Genomic DNA, 23,421 nt, shown 5'->3' with positions numbered 1-23,421 from the left:
GCGCATTTTTAGCTTTTTCACTTCTGAATGATATCAACTGTATGGTTTTGACCGTCATCAAGCAGAGGAATTCTGTCGTCCGGTAAAATGACGCCGTCCATTAAGACCTGGTACTCCGTGCCGCCACGAGAAACGGTGATGTGATACTGGCTGTAGCCATGTTGATACGTTAAGCCGAAAGATGACCATTCATCGGGAAACTGGGCGTGTAGGGTAAAGGACGTACCGTATTGTTTTATTCCCAGAAGTTCCTCGGTTAGCAGACGGTATGCCCAACCGGCTGAACCGGTATACCAGCTCCACCCTGCACGCCCGGTATGTGGCTCCACGCTGTAGACATCCGCGCTCATGACATACGGCTCCGCTTTATATTTTGCCACTTCGCCAGCATTCAGTGTGTGGTTTATGGGATTTATCATTGACCACAGTTGCCAGGCTCGCGCTTTATTGCCCATTCTGGCAAACGCCATCACTGCCCAGATGGCACCATGCGTATACTGCCCACCATTTTCTCGCACGCCCGGTAAATAGCCCTGAATGTAACCCGGGTTTGGCCCGTGGTTATCGAATGGAGGGGACAGCAGTTTGATGAGCCCCGCATCGCTATCCACGAGATACTTATCCAGAGCCTGCATGGCCCGTCTGCTGTGATCTGGGCTGGCGGCCCCGGACAGCACAGACCAGCTTTGCGCAATGGCATCAATCCGACAGTCCTGCGAGCCTTTAGATCCCAGAGGTGTGCCATCATCAAAATATCCCCGCCGATACCATTCGCCATCCCAGGCGGAGGTCTCAAGATTTTTTTGCAACTGCAGCGCCTGAGAACGACACATCAACGCGACACTGGCGTCCTGCTGCTGTTCTGCGAGCGTAGCGAATCGCTGTAAAATATCGTACAGGAAGAACCCCAGCCAGACGCTTTCGCCTCTGCCTTCAATGCCGACCTGGTTCATACCATCATTCCAGTCACCCGCCCCCATAAGTGGCAGCCCATGCTGTCCAAACCGCAACCCATGTTGAATCGCTTTTACGCAGTGCAGCCACAACGTCTCTTCGATGTTGCTGATGACGGGAGAATCATAGACAGATTCTTCACCGGGCTGGAGGAGGCGGCCTTCCAGATAAGGAATTCTTTGCTCCAATACTGCGGTGTCACCCGTTGTCTCCACGTAGTGGCATACGGCGAGCGGGAGCCAGAGATAATCATCCGAACAGCGAGTGCGAACGCCGTTACCGTGAGGAGGATGCCACCAGTGCTGCACATCCCCCTCAATAAATTGCCGTGAGGCGCATAGCACAATCTGTTCGCGCAGCCGTTCCGGTGCTGCGTGGCTCAGCGCCAGCGAATCCTGTAGCTGATCGCGAAAACCGAATGCGCCGCCAGACTGGTAGTAACCGCTGCGAGCCATAAGCCGACAAGCCATTGTCTGGTACAACATCCAGCCATTAACCAGTAAATCAACCGTGGAATCAGGGGTAGTTACCACAATTTTATCAAGCACGCTATGCCAGTAATCGTGCACCCTATTCAGCTCCTGATGCGCGGCATCTTCATTCAAATAACGGGCAAGCGTCGCCTGAGCCTGGGCCTGATTTTCTTCCGCTCCCAGAACAAAAATAAACGTTCTCTGGTCACCATCAATTAATGTGACCATCGACTGTAGCGCCCCGCATGGATCGAGACCGGCGCCCGTTTTCCCCGTAAGGCTGTGCTGTTTCATGGCTGTAGGGTTTTGCAGGGAACCATTACGCCCAATAAACTCACGGCGATCACCGGTTAGCGAGCAGTGAATGCCACTGACGGCAAAAAAGGCAGTTCGCCCGCCACCGTTTGCGCCGTAAAAGTTGTTTGCCATCACGCTGCAACCACCCGGTATGCTGGCAGAATGCGTCACAATGTGAGGGGCGGTACGGGTTCGTGATTCCCCGAGCGTCCACTCCACATAACCCGTGACGGATAATTTACGCGTGCGGCCCGAGTTGTTACTGAGCGTCAGGATGGCAATTTTCACCGGATCTTTTTCGGCGACCAACACCGTCAGCTCAGTGTCTATACCACTCTCACGATGCGCAAACACGCTGTAGCCGAAACCATGACGGGCCAGATAATCCCCCTTCCCGCGTACTGGTAAGGGAGTGGGGGACCAGAACGCGCCGCTCTCTTCATCGCGCAAATAAAAGGCTTCACCACTACGGTCGCTCACCGGATCGTTTTCCCAGGGCGTTAAGCGATATTCGTGGGCATTCTCATACCAGCTATAGGCCTGCCCCGCTTCAGAGATCACGCTGCCAATACAGCGATTTGCCAGCACGTTGGACCAGGGCGCCGGAGTGGGCGCATTTTCCTTCAGGACAATTTGATACTCCCGGCCATCCTGAGAAAATCCACCGTAGCCGTTGAAATGGCGCAGCTGACTGGTATCAGGAGTCCAGTCAGTATGTTGATTGCGTCCGGTCATGGTGTACGAGATAAATGCCCTGGCCGGTGTTTTTGACGTATTCATTCGCAGGCTGAGCTGTTCATTAATGCCACCCGCGCGGTCATCAAGATACAGATAGGCCACACTCATCAAAAGCTGTTTATCATCCGCAGACAGATGTTCGCCATTACGGACAAAAATCCCGCCGGATTTGTCCAGCAGGCTGGCACCCGAACCCGCGTAAATTAAATCCATCATCTGCGCCTGCAAGACCTGCTGGTAGCCACCGGGGCTGTTATTCAGAATGACAAGATCCACTTCCAGCCCTTTTAGTCTCCAGTAGCGATGCGCCTGAATAAGGGTGGTAACGGAGGCTATACTCTCCTCTCTGGCGATACTGAGCAGCACAATCGGCAGATCGCCTGAAATAGCCCAGCCCCACAAACCGGACTGACCACGCCGATTACGGCTAATTACCTGGCCGTCTGCGCGCCATTCCTGACTTGGATAAAGTACTGCGCTGGCGAGACGGTTAAACAAGGTGGCATCATCTTCACTGGCATTCATCTGGCGTAACACCACCAGACTGTGAGACCAGGCCAGTTCAAAAACACGGTCAGCAATGGGATGATCACGATATTTTTCCAGCAGTGTCTGGCTTTGCTGACGGCTTTCACTGATACCATAAACGATATCAATGGTGATCGGCTGTCCGGGTTGCAGCGTGACAGCATGGCGTATCGCCAGTATGGGGTCTAGCACAGACCCCGACGTGTTGCTAAGCGGTCCGTTTTCGCTGTTAGCCATTGCATCAGCAGGACTTCGGCCACGCCCAAGAAATTTAGCTCTGTCGGTCTCAAACGAAACGCTCTTCGGCTTATCACCATGCACCACCATCATGTGGAATAGGCAAGGGCTCTTTTCATGCTCCGAACGCGGACGACGATGGCAGAGTATGGCGTCGCGATCGGGATCAAGCTCCGTCTGGATAAACAAATTACTGAAGGCAGGATGAGACAGATCGCTGGCATAAGGTGCGAGCACGACTTCGGCATACGTCGTCAGTTCCAGGGTTCGCGGCAGGCGGCCCCGATGCACAAGTGTGACCCGCCGTAGTTCAATATCATCCTCCGGGGAGACGACGATCTGTGTTCTGACGCTGAGTGACCCGAAGTTTCGCCGGAATTCAGCACCTGCATCGGTAAATATCACTTCGTCGCTGTCACCCGAATCGTCCCCTGTGGGAAGCCAGGTATTGCTCCATATCTCACCTGTTTGCGGATCGCTGATATAGCAGAATGCCCCCCAGTTATCGCGGGTGGTATCGCTGCGCCAGCGCGTGAGGGCAAGATTATTCCAGCGACTATACCCCCCGCCGCCCGCAGTCATCATCAGATGGTAATGGCTGTTGGATAGCAGCTGAACCTCGGGGACCGGGCTATCCGCTGCGGTGAAAATGCGCGGTTCGTAGCGAACCGGTTTGACTCTCCCTTCATGAGACTCGAAGTGACGACGCGGGCTGTATAGATCGACGGCATCAGGCACGCGTTCCTGCAACAGCAGGCTCGCCGACTGGAAAGCGGTGCTGGACATGAAACGCGCTGTCATAGGGGCATCAAGCAACACATGAGCCAGCGCCTGAAACGCCATTCCCTGATGATGCGCCATCCAGGACTGTACTACGGCATAAAGCTGACCGGTCGCCAGGCGAGAGGGCGTATAGTCCAGTGCTTCATAAAAACCGTACTCACCGTGAGCACCGGTTTTTTTCAGTCTGAACAGGTTCTCACAGGCTTTTTGTGGCGAGACCGGCAGTGCCAGAAGTGTGGCATAGGGAGCGACGACCATATCGTCGGCCAGCCCACGGCGAAGGCCGAGACCAGGGACGCCAAATGCCTGATACTGATAGTTATGCTGAACATCAAAAGCATGGTAACCAGACTCTGAAACTCCCCATGGCACGCCGCGCTCTTTTCCCCAACTTATCTGCCGCATTACGGCCGACTGACTCATTTCATCAAGAAGACTACCGGGCCAGACAGGCATCACCAGATTTGGCATCAGGTATTCAAACATTGAACCGCTCCATGACATCAGCGCGGTTTCATTATCAATCGTTGTGAAGAGTCGCCCCAGGGTGTACCAGCTTTTAAGCGGCAACTGATTTGTTGCGATGGCAAGAAAACTTGTCAGTCGAATTTCGGATGGGAGGAGGTCGTAATGGCTTTTGTCGGGTGTATTCGTGTCACAGTTGTAGCCGACACTGAGCAGGCTGGTCGCTTCACTGTACAGAAAGGCGAAATCCATTCGTGCGTGGTCGTCCAGGCGCTGTTCAAGTTCGGTGATTATATCCAGGCGCAGGCGGGCTTGCGTTATCACGGATGCCGTAGGTGTCCCTTCACCGGAATAGGTCGCCGTCGCAAGCCAGTTCAGTGACGGTAACGTCTGATCCTTATACAGTGGCGTTAACCAGCCAAGCAGATGCGTCCACTCGTGACAAAGCTGAACCAGCTGATGCTCGAGATGCTCGGTCCAGCGCACAACAAAACTATCCTCCTGATTGTATAGCATCTTCAGATGGTTGCTTTGCGTCCTCATTTTTTTTAGAGCACTAAAAATGTGTGTCGGAGGTAACGACATCGCACTGAGACACTGTTTACGCAACAGCCGCAGGCTGGTAGGCGTGTTCTGACCCCAGTGTCTTTCCAGGATAGACAATGTATCGTTCAGCCCGGCCAGTATCTGTTCACCGTTCAATACGGGCTGCTTACGCATGGCGGACAGCCCCTGACGTAGTGTCAGTAAATGACCAGCCATATTTCCGCTGTCGACGCTTGAAACATAGCGAGGGCTGAGTGGGGCAAGCGTGCGAGTGTCATACCAGTTATACAAATGCCCCCGGAAATGTTCCATTTTATCCAGCGAGTCGAGTGTTTGTGTGATGCGATGCAAAACTTCGCCGCCAGGCAGATAGCCAAAATCCCAGGCCGTCAGGTTTGCAAGCAGGGAAAGCCCAATATTTGTGGGAGAAGTGCGATGCGCGATCGTCGGCTCGGGGATTTCCTGGTAATTGTCAGGAGGAAGCCAGTTTTCTTTCGCCGTGGCAAACGTCTCAAAAAAGGCCCAGATTTCGCGGCTTGTCTGACGCAGCAGTTCTTTCTGTTCTTTATTGGGTGAAAACACTTTGCGCACAGGCTGACGGCTCAGCCAACTCATCAGCAGAGGCGCCAGACACCAAAGAATGCTGACAGGTAATGCGATTACCAGGAGCTGCGGTGCAAAATGAAAGGTAAGCCCCGTTAATGCTATACCACTTACCACATTCAGCCACATTGCCCGATAAAAACGGACAGCAGATACCTTTACCTGGTCACTTACGGGATTGTGACTGGCCCATTGGCTGAGGTTTCGTCGACTGATGGCCAGGCGCCAGAGCGTTACGCCAATCGCGTACAGAGTGTATCCGGCCTCATGTGGCAGTATGGCAAAATTAAGCGCGATGCGGGAAAGTCGCTTCAGCGCACTGGCGACGACCAGCGACAGATGCTGACGCAGGGAGCGGCGAGGAGGTTTACGCAAGAGATCATGGGTGATACTTAAGACCGCTGGCAACAGCCAAACCAGTGTTACCACTCCTAGCCAGTAAAAGGGATTGGGAACCCAAATCAAAGCGCAAAACAGGAGCACAAGTAAAGAAGGCGCCACGAGGCTGCGGCGCAGATTATCGAATAACTTCCAGCATGACAGCACGGATAATGGATTTTTAACGCTGGTTCCATCCGCTTTTCTGACATGAGGTCTAAGCCAGTTCAGGAGTTGCCAGTCTCCACGTATCCAGCGCGTGCGACGAGCAACATCCGACAGATAATTATTCGGATACTGCTCATAGAGTAAGACTTCGCTTAACAGCCCGGAGCGGGCATAACAACCTTCGAGTAAGTCATGGCTGAGGACCAGATTTTCAGGGCAGGTGTTTGCGGTGGCCTGAACAAAAATATCAACATCGTAAATACCCTTGCCGACAAAGGATCCTTCCCAAAAGAGATCCTGATAGATATCTGAAGACATCATCGAATAGGGGTTATTACCTGGTACGCTGCTGCTCAAGGCGGCATAGCGCCCTTGTCCGTTGCGTGGAATCTCCTCTGCCAGTCCTGGCTGTAGAATTCCATAACCTTTTACTACCCTCAGCTTTAAAGGATCATATTCTGGCTTATTCATGGGGTGAGCCATGGTGGCGATCAGCTTATGCGCGGTATCTCGCGGCAGAACCGTATCACTGTCCAGCGTAATGACATATTTAATGTGCCCGGGTAACTGATCTGCTGGCATGCCCTCAACACTGGCAAACTGTGCCGCAGGATGGCGTAACCAGTCGTTCAGTAAAGCCAGTTTTCCTCGTTTGCGCTCATAACCCATCCAGACGCCCTGCAGAGGGTTCCATTCCGGCTTTCTGTGCAGCAAATAAAAGTTTGGACGGCTGCCAGGATATCGCCGGTTAAGGTTCTGTGTCTCTGTGATGGCCTGATTTAACAGAGCCTGGTTTTCTTCAGTACTTTCGCTGGGCGAATCAGCGAAATCGGTAAGAAGCGCAAAACAGAGATTTTCGTCCTGATTACCAAGCCAGCAAACTTCCAGGCTGGTGAGAAGTTTGCAGATGCTTTCGTGACTGGTCAGTAAACAGGGGATAGCGACCATAGTCGCGCAATCAGCCGGGATACCAGCCGAAAAATCCATTCGTGGCAGCGGCAGAGGGATACGGAAACGGGTCGTGATCTCACTCAGCATATCGCTTATTAACTGGCTGACAGCAACAATAAGGGGTAATGCCAACAGTAACAACAACCAGCCCATTCCCTGATGCGCCGTTTCGTGCAATATCCCTGCTGTCGTTGCCGTGGTCAACAGGCTCAGGCTGCCTAGCCATGACAGAAGTGGGATTTTGTTGAAACTGTGCCGCAGACGTATGAGTCTGGACGTTTCAGCCAACAGCTGAATTTCCAACTGCTGACGTCCTTCGCCTGCCAGATAATGACCAATATGATGTGCTTGCGTCCCAGGAGTGGTTTCCCGGGAAAGTGCCAGGACATGGTTTGCCACCTCAGGCTCAGTGAAGTGGCTCTGTCTGGCCAGAAGCTCAACAACATGACGATAATGGTCCCGGGTATCAAAGTGCATGCGGGAATATATGCCTGCGGGATCAAGCCGTAACGTCTGTTCCACCACGCTAATGGTTTCAGCAAAATCAGCCCAGTTAGTTTCACTCAGTAAGCGTAAACCGGCGATGCTGTTGCTGACAGAGAGTTGACTGGCAGCGAGCTGTTGATTGAAGCGATGAATGAGGATCTCTGTTGTGATGCCCTGTTCGGCCAGGCGCTGTTCGACCCAGGTCAGAGGTAGGGCGAGCGCGTTGCCATGGCCCTGGTGACGGCGTACCAGTTCAGCGACAAATGCGCTGCTCAACGGAGGGCGTGAACGCGCCATGTCAGCGATCACCATGATTAAATCAGCCGGATCATTCTCTGCGCATTCGAAAATTCGTGTTATCCACGTATCGGCCAGGCTTCGTTCTTGCTGGGCTTGTACGACTTCGGCACTGACGCGGCGCAGGTTTTCGATTAAGGACAGGCGGAGCATGCCCGGCAAAGCCCAGACTTCGCCTAACGTAAGCGGCGTGACTGTCTGATAAGCCGTGATATAGCTGGTCAGGCTGGCGATATCCCATCGCCCATCGCCATGCGCAATGGCCTCTGCGGCAATATCATAAATTCGCGGACAACGGTGTGGGGAGGACAGTGAAGGCAGCCCTTTGCCAAAACTTTTCGGCAAGTGCTGGCGGACGATACGGATCTGCTCCTCAATAAGGTAGTAATTGTCCAGCAACCACTCCCCGGCGGGCATAATGGTCGTTTTTTTACGTGCATTGAGTTCGTAACAGTTTTGCGTAATGACGGCCTCATTTTCACCGAGCCGTTTAAGGAGGTAGTAAGGCAGTTTATCTGGAGAAATTTTATGGGTACGCGCCAGTTTTTGACCATAACGCTCCATCTGAGGTGTTGAAAACAGCTCTGGCCGCAGAGGAATTTCACCCGCCGGGTCGTTAACCGGAAACGGAGCCCAGCCGGGAGTTTGCGTCAGGGGACGGGGGCGGCGAAGCCACGCCCTGGGATTTATATTCATAGCGTTGCTCTGATGCGACGTTAACGCGCAGGAGCAGTTGCGAAATCAGTTCAGAAGGGTTCTCTCAGGATGGGTGTAAGTCATCAGGGATTTAACAGCTGCTGGTTTATATCTGAGTATAGAACATCAGTTTATGCATGCTTCTCTGGAAGGCGCTATCGTGTTGGTATAAACAGAGCTTTACATCCTGGACAAAGCATGGCTTTTTTCAGACGGATTTTTGAGACTGGCTGGGTCGATTTAGACCCACAAATGGGACAAGTGACTGTGGCTGCACCACTGATGAGTTTCATTGCGTAATCGATGATAGACATGATGATTAACCTTTCAATGAATGTGCCCTACCCTATCACGTTTGATTATATTTTAATCTATTTTGTTTTTTTAACGCATTCAGACAGCCTCATGCCCAATTTGTATTTTTCAGTCACATACTTTCCATGACTAAGGCATCGATAGTTGTAGTGGTATATTGTCTTTGTTCAGCATAACAAAATGAGAATAAAGCTCTACCAGAGGTACATGATGGACTGACCACACCCCGGTAGACGATTCTGCCCTATAGTTTGAGCATAGGAGGAGCGTATGGGCGTTTCTGCAAAAAGGGGCCCGCTTGGAAAAAACGGGAAATATCCTACGTTAAGCCTGTTTATAAGCAGGCATGACAGACAGCTTTGAGCGAGGAACGGACATCGCATCCTCAGAATAGCAGGAATCACCGGTGTTCCATCACCTGTTGAGAAGTGATGCTTTTCAAGGCAGGAGACTTTATTCTGGTCAAAATCTCTTTATAGGGTATACCCATGATCACAATAGAGAAATCAGATCCATTTTCTTCAGATTCCCATCGCTTAATCGAAATGCTGTCAGCGGAGCTTGCCGCTATTACGGGTGATAACGGCAAAAGCAACTTCAACGTTGATGCAATGAATGATGACAAAGCATTGTGGGTATTGGCAAAGAATACTCATGGCGAAGTGATAGGATGTGGTGCTATTAGACAAAGTCTAAAAAAAACCAATAAAAACAAACTTACTCAGTTTACTGCTTACACGGTAAAACCTAAATTCCTCGCAACTTCAAACGGTTTCAGAAACATGCTTAGAAGAAGGTTGAATACGCGAAAAAACCCGTGATACTGTATATAAATACAGTTATCTTGAGTTCCTCATTATGCAGCTTTTTTATCCCATAGAGATTGTCCCTTCTATCCATCTTCCTCTCTTTGCGGAACGGGTACCTTGTGGTTTTCCTAGCCCCGCACAAGACTACGTCGAAGATAGGTTAAATCTTAATACGCTTTTGATAACCCACCCTAACGCCACATATTTTATTAAAGTAAGCGGTGACTCCATGACGGATGCTGGAATTGGAGATGGTGACCTTCTGGTGGTTGATCGTTCGCTTTCGGCAAGTCACGGCGATATTGTAATTGCGGCTGTCGCCGGAGAATTTACCGTCAAAGAGTTGCGCACGCATCCCGTCCTGCAACTGGTTCCTTACAATAGCAATTACTCACCCATTACGTTTCATCATCCAGAAGATCTGGAAATATTTGGCGTAGTGACATTTTCAGTGAAGTCACATCAATGACGATGTTTGCTCTGGCTGACGTCAACAACTTTTATACGTCTTGTGAAACGGTGTTCCGCCCGGATTTAAAGGGAAAACCTGTGGTGGTGGTTTCTAACAACGACGGTTGCGTAATTTCGCGTTCAGCAGAGGCAAAAGTGCTCGGCATTACGATGGGAGAACCTTTTTTTAAATTGAAAAATAAAACATTCCCCTCCGCAGTACACGTATTCAGCTCAAACTATGCCCTTTATGCTGACCTCAGCGCGCGAGTTATGCAGACGCTGACGGAGATGTCGCCAGCCATCGAGATCTATTCAATCGATGAAGCCTTTATCGACTTATCTGGTGTAGCCAGTTGCATGTCGCTGACGGATTTTGGCAAAACCGTGCGAAACCAGGTGCTTAAAAATACCGGGCTCACGATCGGGATCGGTGCTTCGCAAACCAAAACGTTAGCAAAACTAGCAAATTACGCAGCAAAAAGATGGCCTGGTACGGGAGGTGTGGTTGATTTATCCGACATATCACGTCAGCGAAAGCTGTTAGAGCGCGTACCTGTAGAGGAAGTATGGGGGGTAGGAAGGCGCATCAGCAAAAAACTGAACGCTATGGGGATCTGTACAGCGCAGGACTTAGCCAATAGCTCACCGTGGGTAATCAAAAAGCATTTCAACGTTGTTCTGGAAAGAACGTTGCGTGAACTGCGTGGTGAATCGTGTCTGGCGCTTGAAGAATTTTCGCCAAATAAGCAACAGATTATGTGCAGTCGCTCTTTTGGGTATCGTATTACCGAGTATGCCGATATGCGTCAGGCTGTCTGCACCTATGCGGAGCGTGCTGCGGCAAAATTGCGTAGCGAACACCAGTTTTGTGCTTTTGTTAGCGTTTTTCTACGCACCAGCCCGCACGCAGATAATGAAATTTATTATGGAAACCAATCATCGGTGAAATTACCGACACCTTCGGATGATACGCGTGACATTATTTGTGCCGCGACAGAATCACTGGATCGAATATGGGTCGATGGTTACCGTTACATGAAAGCGGGTGTTATGCTGGCTGACTTTTTTAGTCGCGGCACAGCACAGCTTAATTTGTTTGATAGTTTCGCCCCGAAAGCTAATAGCACGGCACTCATGACGGTAATCGACGGCATTAACGCGTCAGGAAAAGGAAAGGTCTGGTTTGCGGGTCAGGGCATCCAGAAGCCCTGGGCAATGAAACGTGAGATGCTGTCACCGGCTTACACTACGCGCTACTCAGATCTGCCTGTCGCTAAATGAAAATGAATGCTGGCCTTACAGGTACAGTAGCTGCAGTGACAGTATTTTCTCTCGCAGGTTGCCATTCTGTATTTCACAGTTTTCAAGCTCACGTTCAAGCAGAATAACCTTCGCAATCAAGGCTGTTTTGCTCTTACTCGCAAGAAGATAAGCTCTCCGTAATTCTGACGCCGTGGGATCATTAAGTTCAGAGTCCGAAATGGTACGTTTTTTCCGGCTACTGCCGTTCAGTGTTGCATATTTTTTGTACATTGCATGGCATTGCCTGTTCCGCAAGATGGTGGAAGCAGATACGCCTTTTCCCGTAGGGTCTACGCTTTTTGAAGCCCGAACAATCGTCGTTAGGCTGATTTTTAGCCTCCCTGACAGGAGCTCATCAATCGCACGTTTAACCAATGACGCACTGTTTTCAACGCGATTGCGTTGCCAGGCATGAATACCGCTCATGTTTTTATTTGTCATACCGCCAACCTCTTGTGGGTCAGGATGAGGACTGCAGGTTACGCCTGATGGTATCGACCTGCTCAATCAAATCCATTTCTTCCAGCATGTCGTCGCAGCTGCCTATAATTTCGTGAGCTTTTCTCTTTTCCGCCGGCAAATTCTGCTGCCCGGCCAGTTCAGCCATCTTTACCCAGGCGTCTCTGTATACAAGGACGTCATCGCGTCTGGCGGGATCGGGAGCATTCCCTGCACAGCCAATACAAGCAAACTTGGCCGGGCACGCATTCGCAATCGTACAACATCCGCCCGTAACAGGGATCAGTGCTCCAACCTTACCGACAGCCTCTGTCAATTGCTGAGCAATATCGCCTTTCGTGCGGATATGTTGCCTGGAAAAGTCATGTCGCTGAGTGAAAATTTGCTGTTGCAGTTCGACCAACTGAGAAGGCGTATGCCTGGCATAATATTCGGTAACGTTGACATCTTTTTGCTTCATCAACAAAGCTAGTACGTCCAGTGGCGTATTCAGTGTACGCATTTCTGTTGCAAAACTATGTCTGAGCAGATGGCTAGTGACTTTTATAGATTGCCCGTCAGGTGTTTTCAATGAAAGCCCATGGAGCATAACGGAAAGCGCGCCGTTAATGTCTTTCTGTGTAAAATGTTTTTCATCGTTTTGCCAGAGGTAACTCGCAGGTTTTAATTTTGGTCCCAGGCATGCTGCTGCTTTAATCACGGGAAAAGCCTGTGCTCTACTTCTTTGGTAACCCCACCATTCATAAAGACTTTCCATGCACTTATTATCAATATAAAAAGGCTCCTCTTTTAATCTCCCTTTGGGAACCGCGTTAAATAAAATGCACTCTTTATTTTCTGCCAGATTGATCCGATAAAGATGCTCTGGGACTAACCTTATCTGCAAAAACTCATGTGCCCTGGCCCCTGTCTTTGACATGATCTGTACAACAGAATGCGCCAACAAAGCATCGACCATCAAAATTTCAACAGGAATAAATATCAGCCCCAAATCTTTACTCAACAGGTATTGCCACCGGCTGGCTGTAAATCCGTAAGGAGTGGTGATAGGACCCTGAAAAGACGTCTTAGATACCCCGTATCGGTCAGTGATTTCAGCCGAAGGAGTGCCCGTGAACGCGGCAAGCGTGATCAGTTCAGCGAACCACAACCCTTCAACGGGCTTGTGATATTTATCGTAGCTTCCCTCATAAGTAGTGAATTTTACATCCGAGTCGTGAATAGTATGATGCGGATTAGCATCATGAAATCGATAGATTCCGACTTCAGCGACCTGCTCATGTGCCTGCCTCAATAGTTTTGCGTCCCAGACTTTAAACCTGTGCGTATATGCCTGTTCGCCTCTGTTTTCCATGACAACAGACTCTGTATACTCAAAAACCAGCGGTGTCTTTTTCCCCGACTTTTCAAATTGCTTAAACGCCTTTTGTATCTCCTGATGTAGCCTGTTGATCTGCAACTTTCTTCTTTCCACAAAATCGCGAAGAAAATAAAACTTCTGGTGCAGGACGGCTGTTTTAGACTTTCTTTTGTTTTTTTGTTCCTGTGAGACAGCTCTGTGTAGGGTGGATTTTTTCCAGAATAAATCGTCGGACACGCGCGGTAGTGCAAAGGGGGTAAATTTTTCTCGCTGGTCTGCGTTAAGTTTGCTGAAGTAATCTGCTTGTTTAACGAGTAACCGAAAATACGTCTGAATTATTCTAGCCCGCTGCCCTATGTTGTCTTCCGGGATAAGGTCACCTTGATGATACGCTTTGAAAAAGGTCTCACAGTCAAACTGGTCTATGTCATCCAGGCCAGTTGCGTTAAGAAACCTGGGCATGTAATAAAAAAAAGTAATGTCATTTCTTCTGTTACTGTAACAAGTCGCCATGATAAAAAATGCCGTGTTTCTCAGCCTCGGTTGCTTAATCTCGTAAATCATACGTATCTGCGCATTGGTCATTGGTTTACCTGTTGCAGGCGAATCCAGAAACGTCAGCGGTATTGTATGAAGAACCGGGTCGAGTGTGGCGATCAGCTCATCCAGAGAGATTGTTTTCCAGGCATCTTTTTTCACCAATTTTTTATCAGTGCGCTTTTCCCATTGATCCACCGCTCTTTTAACTAGCCGATGGTCAAGGCAGACTATGGTGGTTATTTCTGAATATGTCACTTCACGTTGATTTCGACTTAAATAATCAATGGCAAGAGCCACTTTTTTCTCGCCAATCTCTTTTGCTCTTGCTGTATTTTGCAGTGAGTACTTGAAGGTCGTTACCGTTCTGTTCCATTCAAAGTAGGCCAAATCATCAGAAACATCTTCGTCAAGAAGCAGATCAGCCAGTTCGCTAATGTAACAACGTCCATACCTAGATATGATATGTAAATCTATGCCGAATTGATCTGATATTTCTGAAGTTTTAAAGGGTTCAGCCTGCGCTTTATAAAAGTCGTATAATTTATAAACAACCTTTTCACGCTCATCCAGAGGCAGGCGTAAAATAGAGCCAGAGAGTGCAGCTGGTTTGGCTATAGGCTCCTTGAACTTAATTTTCTCAACGATGCTGAAAATATCTTTATCTGCAGCACAACACTGCTGCCTTATTTTTAATATATACTCTTCATAGTTGTTTCTGAGCCCATCCTCAATGCAATAAATAATATATCGGTATTTAATCTCCAGTGCATATCTGCTGCATCGGATGAAAAAATCAAATGTCAGATATTGCTGCTCCCATCTTAGAAACGTCTTATCGCACATGGGCGTAGTACCAAGCAGCTGAGCCATAACATTCTCAATGTAAGGCATCAACGCTCTTTTCAGTGCAGGCCGTCCGGTACGGGTGCCCGGTAAATCTTCAATCCTGAACCAGTTTCCCCGTTCTTCACGCTGAGTAAGTTCAAAAAATAATGTATGACGGCGCCGTGCAACAGGTTGAGTATCAATGCTCATAGTTTCCCCTCCAACATTTCTTTCAGCATCAGCGAGCCCTGACTTTCCTTGTCATCGGGCACATCACAAGCAGCTTGAGCCTCCAACTGCTTGTCTTCGATGTAGGTGTGTATTGCACTTGCCAGCAATGGCAAATCATGACGCTGTCGGGCTTGATCATAAGCTGGCAACATATCGGATCTCCATCCCATTAATACCTGCAGGGCGCTGCGTTTCTGCAGAAGATCAGCCTCTGAAACGGCGCTACGGTGGATCTCGTTCAGCGCCATCGTGACAAACCAGTGTCGAACCTGGTGCGTGCGTATCTTAAGCCCGGCAGCGGCCAGCACAGGCGTCCACCGGTAACGTCTAAAGTTGTCCGGTGTCAGTGGATGACCTCTTTTTGTACAGAAGAGAGGAAGCCGGTGAACATTTTCGGGAGGCAAAGTGGTGCGCCCGTTGATATATGGCAGCAGATCAGGCCTGTCATTTCTGATATAGCGCAGCAGCACCTTCAGCGTTTTATCCGTGATGATAATATTCTTGACCCGCTTCCCACGACTGCCTTTACTTAGCGACATGAACATGTTGCGAAAACCGCTGACCTTCCAGCCATGCATGGTCAGCGCACAGGCCTCATGTATTCTGCAGCCCGTATCGAATAGTATTCTCACGAGCGCTATATCCTGTAGGTTCCAGCCGCCCTGTTCGCCTGAGGCCAGTACATGCCCCATAAGTTCCGGATCGTCCAGATACTCAGGAATCCATTGATTATCTTTAATTCTGTAATACGAAGAAGTCAGTCTGAGAGGACGCCAATGGTCAATGCCACTGTCTGGTGGCATCGGCGGTCGCTGATTTATTCTCACAAAGTCATCAAAATACTGCTGCCGGATTTCGGCAATCATATTTTTGGCTTGGGGTAAATCAAGAGGGTGAGGATGGGGATACAGCTGCATCGAGATGAGTAACTGATAAAAAGATCGCAGCGCAGCTAACAGATGATTTATCCGGTGGGCTTTTCCCCAAGTAACCTGCACCTTGCGAATATCTCCTCCTGACAGATCGCGGGCGAAAAACAGAGTACAGTGCAGCTGGGTTGTCAGGAAATGTTCGAGTACAGCACGGACCTGACTACTGTTGCCCAGCAAATCCCAATGCTGTCGCTTCACTGTTTCATCCTGTCCAGCCCAGGAAAAAAATGCCAGAAGATGCCTGAGATAAGCCTTAAATGTGGCTGGTGAATGGTACCTGTCGGCTCGACATGCATAAACCGTCAACGATAAATGTGGCAACCCTTGAGAATCTGTCACATGAAAGAGAAAATCACCGCTACCGCGACGTAACCGAAACATATATACCTCTCCTCTAATGCTGGCAGCATATGGCAGATGTACTGATGTAACTGGATTTTTGATTGAGTGTAGAACAGCAGTGTTACACAGCAAAAGCCGCTAATTTTGCCGCGAAAAAATGGCCCCAGCTCGGTGGCGTGGTTGACTTGTCTGACAGCGAACGCCAGCGAAAACTGCTGACCCGGATGCCTGTCGGAGAAGTGTGGGGCGTGGGGCGACGGATTGCTAAAACGCTCACTATGATGGGCATTGAAACGGCGTTGCAACTGGCCGACAGCTCAACCTGGGTTATCCGCAAACACTTCAACGTTGTGCTGGAGCGTTCCGTGCGTGAACTCCGGGGCGAGCCGTGCCTCGAAATGGATGAGTGCGTGCCGACGAAGCAGCAGATTATTTGCAGCCGCTCGTTTGGTCATCGCATTACGGAATATCAGGAGATGCAGCAGGCCATTTGTGCTTACGCCGAACGGGCCGCCGAGAAACTTAGAGCGGAACGACAGTACTGCTGCGCCATTAGCGTATTTATGCGCACCAGTCCGCACGCCGAAAACGACGTGTTTTATGGCCCGCAGGCCAGCGGTCGTCTGGCGATCCCGTCAAACGATACCCGCGATATCATTCGCGTCGCCAGCCAGGCGCTGGACAGGATCTGGAAAGACGGTTTCCGCTACATGAAAGCGGGCATCATGCTGAGTGATTTTTTCAGCCAGGGCGTCGCGCAGCTCAATTTGTTTGATGAATATCCGCCGCGACCCGACAGCCAGACGTTGATGCAGACCATTGACAAGCTGAATGTCTCAGGGCGTGGGACGATATGGTTTGCCGGGCAGGGTATTCAAAAAAGCTGGGCGATGAAACGGGAAATGCTCTCTCCGGCCTATACGACGCGATACGCGGATTTACCTGTGGCGAAATAATCATTTCCGCTCAGGGAACATGACAGTAAGCTTTGCTGATGAAACCTATCCAGGCATCCGATAATGAATCATTCTGCTTTAGGGTATCGCGCCTTTGGTGAGCCTGAATCCGTTCTGCAAATCGAACGGAGATCACCCGAACCGCTGCCTGCCGGGCAGATCCGCGTGCAAATGCTCTTTTCCCCGGTGAATGCGTCGGATCTCATTCCCATGACGGGCGCCTACCGTCATCGGACGCCGCTGCCTGCGGTGGCAGGTTACGAAGGGGTCGGCGTGGTAACGGATGGGCCACAACATTTACTCGGGGAGCGCGTGCTGCCGTTACGCGGGCAGGGTACCTGGCAAAACATTGTGGATTGCCCTGCGGCGCTGGCGATCCCCGTGCCGGACGACATCGACTCAACGCTGGCGGCTCGCGCGTACATCAACCCGCTGGCTGCCCAAATGATGCTCAATCTTTACTCTCCCCAGGGAAAGCGGATCGTGCTGACGGCGGCCGGGTCCGACTGCGCCGCGCTGCTCGGGCAATGGGCGATCAACGCGGGCGCTGACGCGGTGTATGGGATTCACCGTTCTCCTGCGCATGGCGAAAGGCTGCGGGCGATGGGTATTATTCCCGTTTCGCAGCAGGATACGGCGGCCATTAGCGCTATTGCTGCACGGGCAGAAATTGTGTACGACGCCACGGGTGGCAGGTTAGCGGACAGGATTCTGGATGCGATGCCTGAGACAGGGCTTTTTGTCTGCTACGGTTTGCTTTCGGGTCAGCCGTTCAGGCAGCAGCCGCAGGTGCGGTGGTTCCATATTCGAAACTATCTGGATGCATTAAGCGTAGATCAATGGCAGGCTGAATTTTGCGAAATCTGGCCGAAACTGCAGGCAAGTTGCTATGGCGACGTGACGTTGTTTCCGCTGGCTGAGTGGCGATCGGCGCTGGCGAATTATCGCCAGGCAGGACGGCTTGCTAAGCCCATGTTCGCGATGCCCGACTAACGCGTTCCAGCCCTCTCGTGAGAGAGAGCTGTCGCGAAAACTTATCGGTGGCTCATATCGCTCAGCAACACGGCGATAGTTTGTCCTCCGTCGGTCTGTTCCAGACCGATTTTAACAATAATCGTCAGCGGAACAGAGAGCAGCATGCCCACCGGGCCGAGCAACCATCCCCAGAAAATCAGTGATAAAAAGACCACCAGCGTGGAAAGTCCAAGCCCGCGTCCCATCATTCTTGGCTCCAGAATGTTACCGAAGACCAGATTAATAATCAGATAGCCCGCCAGGACGATCAACGCATCGTAAAAACCGCTAAAGACCAGCACCTGAGCAATCGGGGGGATTGCGGCCAGCACCGAGCCGATATTGGGAATATAGTTGAGTGCGAAGGCCAGCAAGCCCCACACAAACGCAAAGCGCACATCCAGTGCGGCAAGCATGGCCCACGCCACCAGCCCCGTCACAATACTGATCGCGGTTTTGAGTACCAGATAGCGCGACACGCTGTCCAGCGCGCGTTGAATCGCGCCCATGCCCTCAACCGGTCGCACCATCATCTGCTGCAGTTTGACCGGCAGTTGCGGCACCTCGACCAGCATAAACACAACGGTCAGCAGCAGCAGGAAAATGGAGGTCATGGCGCTGGAAAGCTGCGCCAGAAGACCCGTCACCAGCGTCATCGCCGCATTCGGATCGACATACTTCAGCAGCTCCTCAACGGACACCTCAATACCCGCTCGCTGCAGCCAGGGTTCCAACTGCTGCAACGGAATCACCAGTTTTGAACGGTACTGCGGCAGCGTTCGCGCCAGCTCGTTCAAAGATGTTCCGAGGTAGGTCACCAGCAGCGCCATCGCCATGATGATAATGGTGATGAGCAGCGAGATCGCCAGCACCCGCGGTATGCGCCAGCGGACCATTCGCTGCACTAAGGGGTTAAGGATCACCGCGATAAACAGCGCCAAAATGAAAGGCACGATGATATCGGCGGCAAAGCGGATACCGGTGAGAATGATCACCAGCATTCCAAGCATAATGACGATTTTTAATCCGTTCAGAGTAATGATGGGCTTAGCCATGTGAGTTCCTGCTCTAATCCTTTTTTTTATAATAATAGCGATGCGCCATTAATATGCGAATGTAAGTTAAACAAGCAGGGTAAAGAAATGAAAAATTTTTGAGTTAATTCTTAGCTTGTGGTACAAATCAGGCGTGTTTAACTACCGAGGACAATTTTCATCCGCAATGACGAGAAGCAATACCGCGGATAATTGTAATATTATGGACAATCTGTTCAGGACGTACTTTTCAAATAACACCGCTATTTTCTCAACCTCTCTCTGCCTGCTGTCCGGTGAGCAACACTGGCGCAACGCGCTATAGTCCTGCCTTCTGCCTGAGCTAACGCCACGCGTTTAGCTATCTGACGTATTTCATTTTTTTGGGTTTGTCGTTTTCGACAAGCTGCAATGGATTATATTCTCAAGCAGGAGAAGACCATGTTTTACTGGATACTATTAGCCTTGGCCATCGTGGCTGAAATTACGGGTACTTTGTCGATGAAGTGGGCAAGTATTAGTGATGACAATACTGGCTTTATTTTAATGCTGGTGATGATTTCCCTTTCGTATATTTTCCTGTCGTTTGCGGTAAAAAAAATCGCGCTCGGCGTGGCGTATGCGTTGTGGGAGGGTATCGGTATTCTGTTGATTACGCTGTTTAGCGTAATGTTATTTGATGAAGCCCTGTCAACAATGAAAATTGCAGGTCTGGCAACGCTGGTGGTGGGTATTGTGCTGATTAAATCAGGCACGCGCAAACCGACAAAACAGCCGAAGGAGCAGGCCCATGCAACAGTTTGAATGGATTCATGCAGCCTGGCTGGCGTTCGCCATCGTGCTGGAAATTATCGCCAACGTGTTCCTGAAATTTTCTGATGGTTTTCGCCGAAAATGGTTCGGTTTGCTGTCCATCGCGGCAGTATTAGGCGCATTTAGCGCACTTTCTCAGGCGGTAAAAGGGATCGATCTGTCGGTCGCCTACGCGCTGTGGGGTGGTTTCGGTATCGCCGCCACGCTGGCAGCGGGTTGGGTTCTGTTCGGCCAGCGGCTCAATCGCAAAGGCTGGATTGGTCTGGTTCTGCTACTGGCAGGTATGGTAATGATAAAACTGGCCTGATGTGATCGCTGCCTGCATTTACGGGCAGCGAAATTCGTGCGCTGTATTACGCTTAGAAATACGCCCTTTCAAGAGAGCCGCGAATGTATAACCCCCTAAGCTGGCGCAATATTCCTTCCGCAAAAACCCTGTTTGTCATGATTTTTATGGCAGGGATCGGTTTGGTCGTTTCCGTTGTCGCGCTGCTTTACCTTTCGCTGCACCTGATCAGCACTAAAACCAATGAGATAGATGAACACCGCTCTGCGCTCTCCGTTCAGGGTGCGATCCAGACGTCGGCGAACCGCGTCTGGTCGCTGGTGATTGATAATGCCGTCTGGGATGACGCGGTGCGGGAAGTGTATCCGCCGGTGTTAAATACCGACTGGCTGTATAACACCTGGGGAGCAGGCTTTAAAATCAATAACCTGTACGACGGAACCTTCGTGCTCGACGAGCATTTTCATGTCATGTGGGGCTCATTTAAGAGTCAGCCGTTTAAAGAAACCAACCTCGACTTTTTTGGATACGGTCTGAAAGCGTTGATCCGTGAAAACGCAAAGGCATTGCAGGCCGAAACGACGATTTATGCCGGGATCACCCGCACGCGTCAGGGTGTCGCCTTTGTCGGGATTGGGCTGATTCGTCCCATGGTGGGACGCTTGCAGGTGAAGAATGACGTCCGCCGTTATCTGGTGATTACGCGTCATATCAACCCGCAGATCCTGAGCGATCTGGGCAATACCTTCCAGATTGAAAACCTGCATTTCACCCGGGATCACACCAGCGAATCCAGCATTCCGCTAAAAAGTTCGGCGGGCGAAATTCTGGGTTACCTCAACTGGCAGCCGCAGCGGCCCGGTGCGCAGGCGGCAAGTGCGGCATCCAACCAAATCACCCAAATCGTTGTTCTGGCCTCGGCGCTGATTTTGCTGTTTATTCTGGTGAGCAGCGTGGGGCTGTACAAACTCGCCCGGGGCGAAAGCCAGGCCAGACGCGTAGCGCGTACCGACTGGCTGAGTCATCTGCCGAATCGACGCGCGTTGATCGAAGAGCTGGAACGGGTGAGTTTGCGCGGCGATATCGACGTGAAAACAGTGGTCTTCATCGATCTGGACGGCTTTAAGGATGTGAATGATATTTACGGTCATGACGTGGGCGATGAGCTCATTATTCTGCTGGCAAAGGCGCTGCGCGAGAGGGTGCCGCAGGGCGGCATGCTGGCCCGAATGGGCGGCGACGAATTCGCGATGACCATTGGCGGCGACCACTCCCAGGCGCAGGCCTTGACCTTTGCAAACGATGTTCTGGCGTTCCTGGATGCGCCGGTACGCATTGGTGAACGCACCCTCCATATCAGCGCCAGTATTGGGCTCGCCAGCGGCACGCTGATCGACTGTACCAGCTCGGAATTATTCCGCCGGGCAGACATTGCGATGTACCACTCCAAAATCACCGGAAAAGGTCGCATCACACAGTATGATGCCGAGCTGAACAGCGCCCGCGAGCGGCAACTGGCGATAGAAAACGAAATTCGCGACGGCATGGAACGTGATGAATTTGATGTCTGGTATCAGCCGATTATTGACGCACGCAGCCAGAAAATGACCAGCGTTGAAGCGCTGGTGCGTTGGCCGCGTCGTCCCGCGGGCGAGCTAACACCGGATGAATTTATCAGCATTGCTGAAACCAGCGGGCTGATTTATAGCCTGGGCCAGTTCGTGCTGCGCCGCGCTTGTCATGACCTTGAGCCGTTCAGCGATCTGAAACTGTCAGTCAATATTTCTCCCGCTCAATTTCGCGATCCCGAGTTTGAAGAAAAGGTCGCGAAAGTCATTGAGATGACCCGTTTTCCGGCAAATCGGCTACAGCTTGAGGTCACCGAAACTTACGTTCTGGAAAATCCTGAACGCGCCCGCGCCGCCATCGCCAATTTGAAAGCATTGGGAACCGCCGTCGCGCTGGATGATTTTGGAACGGGCTATTCCAGCATTGGATATTTGCGCCGCTTTAATTTCGATACCATCAAAATCGACAAATCCCTGGCCGGGCTGGTGGATAACGACGAGCAGGCGATCGCCCTGGTCAGCGGAACGGTGCGCATAGCGAGCGCATTGGGCATGGCGGTGGTTGCCGAGGGGGTGGAAAACGAAAAGCAGATGAAACTGCTGCGCCTCGCGGGCTGTGACCAACTGCAGGGATTCTGGTTCAGTCGGCCGATGCCCATCGAGGCGATTATTGAATTACGTAAAGTCAGATACTGCTGAGTTATTCCTGCGACAAGGTTTCCAGTTTGTCGCGAAAACCGGTCACCGATAACGCACGGTTATCCGCGCGCCAGCGATCTTTGGCCGCCGGAGCCGAACTCTGCACGCCAATCAATTGCCAGCCTTTATCGGTTTTCAACATCAACGGTGAACCGCTGTCGCCCGGTAGCGTGTCGCATTGATGCGATAACACGCTGGTTTGCGCCCAACCAGTGACGATACAATCGGTGTGCGTATAGAGCGAATCCAGATGATCGACCGGATAACCGGACTGGGTGACTTTGCGTTCGGCGGCTTTTAGCGCCTCGGTCAGCGCGGCTTTATCGCCGTCAAATAACGGCAGTGGCGTGATACCGGACGGCGGATAGCGCAAAATAACTAATCCAAAATCCCACTCCGCGGCTGACGGGGGAACAATCCAGCCATCGCCGTCGGGCTTTAAGCGTTTACCCAGCGACGGTTCGACGCGACCTTCCACGCCATGAATGTCATAACGCCAGACGCCTTTTTTGGAGACAAAACGCAGCGCAACGACTTTATCTGGTTTGCCTTTCGGCGGAATAAGCAGACAGTGTCCGGCGGTCAGCGCCAGATGAGGGGAGATCAAGGTTGCGGTGCATAAGTTACCGCTCGCGGTTTCCAGTTGCCCAATGGCATCCCAGGGTGATTCAGTCGGATCGGCGACACGCGTACGGTCATCATGACCAAAAAAAAGCGTTTTGATCTCTTTCGCGTTCACCGCGTCGTCGTCGCCGTCATCCGCATGGCTAAAACCAGAAAAGAGGCAGAACGTTCCCAGTAAGCACACAACTATTTTCCGCATATCACACTCTGGTGGGGTAATTATGATTATTAAAAGTGAACCCTATTAAAATACTATAGA

At 51.0% G+C, this 23,421-nt stretch carries 14 protein-coding genes and 2 pseudogenes; 9 read left to right on the top strand and 7 right to left on the bottom strand.

The features are described from left to right. Positions 1-17: 17 nt before the first annotated feature. Both AC07RN_RS00240 and AC07RN_RS00235 read right to left on the bottom strand, forming a co-directional pair. Positions 18-8,600 carry a GH36-type glycosyl hydrolase domain-containing protein gene (locus tag AC07RN_RS00240; protein ID WP_478335271.1) on the bottom strand — a complete coding sequence of 2,861 codons (8,583 nt, stop codon included), beginning with the start codon at positions 8,598-8,600 and terminating at the stop codon, positions 18-20. Positions 8,601-8,755: 155 nt separating this feature from the next. Continuing rightward, positions 8,756-8,914, bottom strand: coding sequence for a YnfU family zinc-binding protein (locus AC07RN_RS00235; protein ID WP_478335270.1), 159 nt, complete (start codon positions 8,912-8,914; stop codon positions 8,756-8,758). A gap of 489 nt (positions 8,915-9,403) precedes the next feature. Between AC07RN_RS00235 and AC07RN_RS00230 the strand changes: the two are divergent. From AC07RN_RS00230 to umuC (AC07RN_RS00220), 3 genes and pseudogenes are all read left to right on the top strand, one after another. Further along, a pseudogene (locus AC07RN_RS00230) lies at positions 9,404-9,601 on the top strand (GNAT family N-acetyltransferase); the annotation flags it as partial. 172 nt (positions 9,602-9,773) lie between these two features. Further along, on the top strand, positions 9,774-10,193 hold the full coding sequence (umuD, locus tag AC07RN_RS00225) for a translesion error-prone DNA polymerase V autoproteolytic subunit (protein WP_478335269.1): 420 nt from the start codon (positions 9,774-9,776) through the stop codon (positions 10,191-10,193). 2 nt (positions 10,194-10,195) lie between these two features. Further along, complete coding sequence (umuC, locus tag AC07RN_RS00220; RefSeq protein WP_186753598.1) at positions 10,196-11,458, top strand: translesion error-prone DNA polymerase V subunit UmuC; 1,263 nt, start codon at positions 10,196-10,198, stop codon at positions 11,456-11,458. A 15-nt stretch (positions 11,459-11,473) separates the two neighbouring features. Here the strand turns inward: umuC (AC07RN_RS00220) and AC07RN_RS00215 are convergent, their stop codons facing one another. From AC07RN_RS00215 to AC07RN_RS00205, 3 genes are read right to left on the bottom strand one after another with little or no spacing between them, the layout of a single operon-like run. Further along, on the bottom strand, positions 11,474-11,920 hold the full coding sequence (locus AC07RN_RS00215; protein ID WP_186753539.1) for a hypothetical protein: 447 nt from the start codon (positions 11,918-11,920) through the stop codon (positions 11,474-11,476). A 19-nt stretch (positions 11,921-11,939) separates the two neighbouring features. Then, entirely contained in the window at positions 11,940-14,873 is a 2,934-nt protein-coding gene (locus tag AC07RN_RS00210; protein ID WP_478335268.1) for a site-specific integrase, read from the bottom strand. Next, positions 14,870-16,207: a tyrosine-type recombinase/integrase gene (locus AC07RN_RS00205; protein WP_186753535.1), complete on the bottom strand. Its 1,338-nt coding sequence runs from the start codon at positions 16,205-16,207 to the stop codon at positions 14,870-14,872. Before AC07RN_RS00205 ends, AC07RN_RS00210 begins: the two co-directional genes overlap by 4 nt. 89 nt (positions 16,208-16,296) lie before the next feature. Between AC07RN_RS00205 and umuC (AC07RN_RS00200) the strand changes: the two are divergent. Further along, positions 16,297-17,124 (top strand): annotated as a pseudogene (umuC, locus tag AC07RN_RS00200) (translesion error-prone DNA polymerase V subunit UmuC); the annotation flags it as partial. 63 nt (positions 17,125-17,187) lie between these two features. Further along, entirely contained in the window at positions 17,188-18,117 is a 930-nt protein-coding gene (locus AC07RN_RS00195; RefSeq protein WP_478335267.1) for a zinc-dependent alcohol dehydrogenase family protein, read from the top strand. Positions 18,118-18,158: 41 nt separating this feature from the next. On the opposite strand, the gene AC07RN_RS00190 is transcribed toward AC07RN_RS00195, so the two are convergent. Continuing rightward, positions 18,159-19,193, bottom strand: coding sequence for an AI-2E family transporter (locus tag AC07RN_RS00190; RefSeq protein WP_478335266.1), 1,035 nt, complete (start codon positions 19,191-19,193; stop codon positions 18,159-18,161). 133 nt (positions 19,194-19,326) lie between these two features. Here AC07RN_RS00190 and AC07RN_RS00185 point away from each other — a divergent pair, with 133 nt between their 5' ends. The 4 genes from AC07RN_RS00185 to AC07RN_RS00170 all read left to right on the top strand — a co-directional run bounded on the left by AC07RN_RS00185 (position 19,327) and on the right by AC07RN_RS00170 (position 22,538). Then, entirely contained in the window at positions 19,327-19,497 is a 171-nt protein-coding gene (locus AC07RN_RS00185; protein ID WP_133632274.1) for a protein YdgV, read from the top strand. Positions 19,498-19,613: 116 nt separating this feature from the next. After that, entirely contained in the window at positions 19,614-19,976 is a 363-nt protein-coding gene (gene mdtJ, locus AC07RN_RS00180; RefSeq protein WP_012017302.1) for a multidrug/spermidine efflux SMR transporter subunit MdtJ, read from the top strand. Then, positions 19,963-20,292, top strand: a complete 330-nt coding sequence (gene mdtI, locus AC07RN_RS00175; RefSeq protein ID WP_012017303.1) for a multidrug/spermidine efflux SMR transporter subunit MdtI — start codon at positions 19,963-19,965, stop codon at positions 20,290-20,292. The genes mdtJ and mdtI overlap by 14 nt, the downstream gene beginning before the upstream one ends. Before the next feature lie 83 nt (positions 20,293-20,375). Then, entirely contained in the window at positions 20,376-22,538 is a 2,163-nt protein-coding gene (locus AC07RN_RS00170) for a bifunctional diguanylate cyclase/phosphodiesterase (protein WP_478335265.1), read from the top strand. A 1-nt stretch (position 22,539) separates the two neighbouring features. Here AC07RN_RS00170 and AC07RN_RS00165 read toward each other — a convergent pair whose 3' ends face one another. Next, positions 22,540-23,361: a trypsin-like serine peptidase gene (locus AC07RN_RS00165; RefSeq protein WP_012017305.1), complete on the bottom strand. Its 822-nt coding sequence runs from the start codon at positions 23,359-23,361 to the stop codon at positions 22,540-22,542. Positions 23,362-23,421: the final 60 nt, after the last annotated feature.

This window comes from Lelliottia sp. GFLA7, from assembly GCF_056490165.1.
Note: the sequence above shows the minus strand (reverse complement) of the source record. Positions and strands in the feature narration are given on the sequence as shown.

Coding starts and splice junctions, on each gene's coding strand:
- AC07RN_RS00240 (WP_478335271.1), bottom strand. CDS start 8,600: ATGAATATAAATCCCAGGGCGTGGCTTCGCCGCCCCCGTCCCCTGACG.
- AC07RN_RS00235 (WP_478335270.1), bottom strand. CDS start 8,914: ATGTCTATCATCGATTACGCAATGAAACTCATCAGTGGTGCAGCCACA.
- umuD (WP_478335269.1), top strand. CDS start 9,774: ATGCAGCTTTTTTATCCCATAGAGATTGTCCCTTCTATCCATCTTCCT.
- umuC (WP_186753598.1), top strand. CDS start 10,196: ATGTTTGCTCTGGCTGACGTCAACAACTTTTATACGTCTTGTGAAACG.
- AC07RN_RS00215 (WP_186753539.1), bottom strand. CDS start 11,920: ATGACAAATAAAAACATGAGCGGTATTCATGCCTGGCAACGCAATCGC.
- AC07RN_RS00210 (WP_478335268.1), bottom strand. CDS start 14,873: ATGAGCATTGATACTCAACCTGTTGCACGGCGCCGTCATACATTATTT.
- AC07RN_RS00205 (WP_186753535.1), bottom strand. CDS start 16,207: ATGTTTCGGTTACGTCGCGGTAGCGGTGATTTTCTCTTTCATGTGACA.
- AC07RN_RS00195 (WP_478335267.1), top strand. CDS start 17,188: ATGAATCATTCTGCTTTAGGGTATCGCGCCTTTGGTGAGCCTGAATCC.
- AC07RN_RS00190 (WP_478335266.1), bottom strand. CDS start 19,193: ATGGCTAAGCCCATCATTACTCTGAACGGATTAAAAATCGTCATTATG.
- mdtJ (WP_012017302.1), top strand. CDS start 19,614: ATGTTTTACTGGATACTATTAGCCTTGGCCATCGTGGCTGAAATTACG.
- mdtI (WP_012017303.1), top strand. CDS start 19,963: ATGCAACAGTTTGAATGGATTCATGCAGCCTGGCTGGCGTTCGCCATC.
- AC07RN_RS00170 (WP_478335265.1), top strand. CDS start 20,376: ATGTATAACCCCCTAAGCTGGCGCAATATTCCTTCCGCAAAAACCCTG.
- AC07RN_RS00165 (WP_012017305.1), bottom strand. CDS start 23,361: ATGCGGAAAATAGTTGTGTGCTTACTGGGAACGTTCTGCCTCTTTTCT.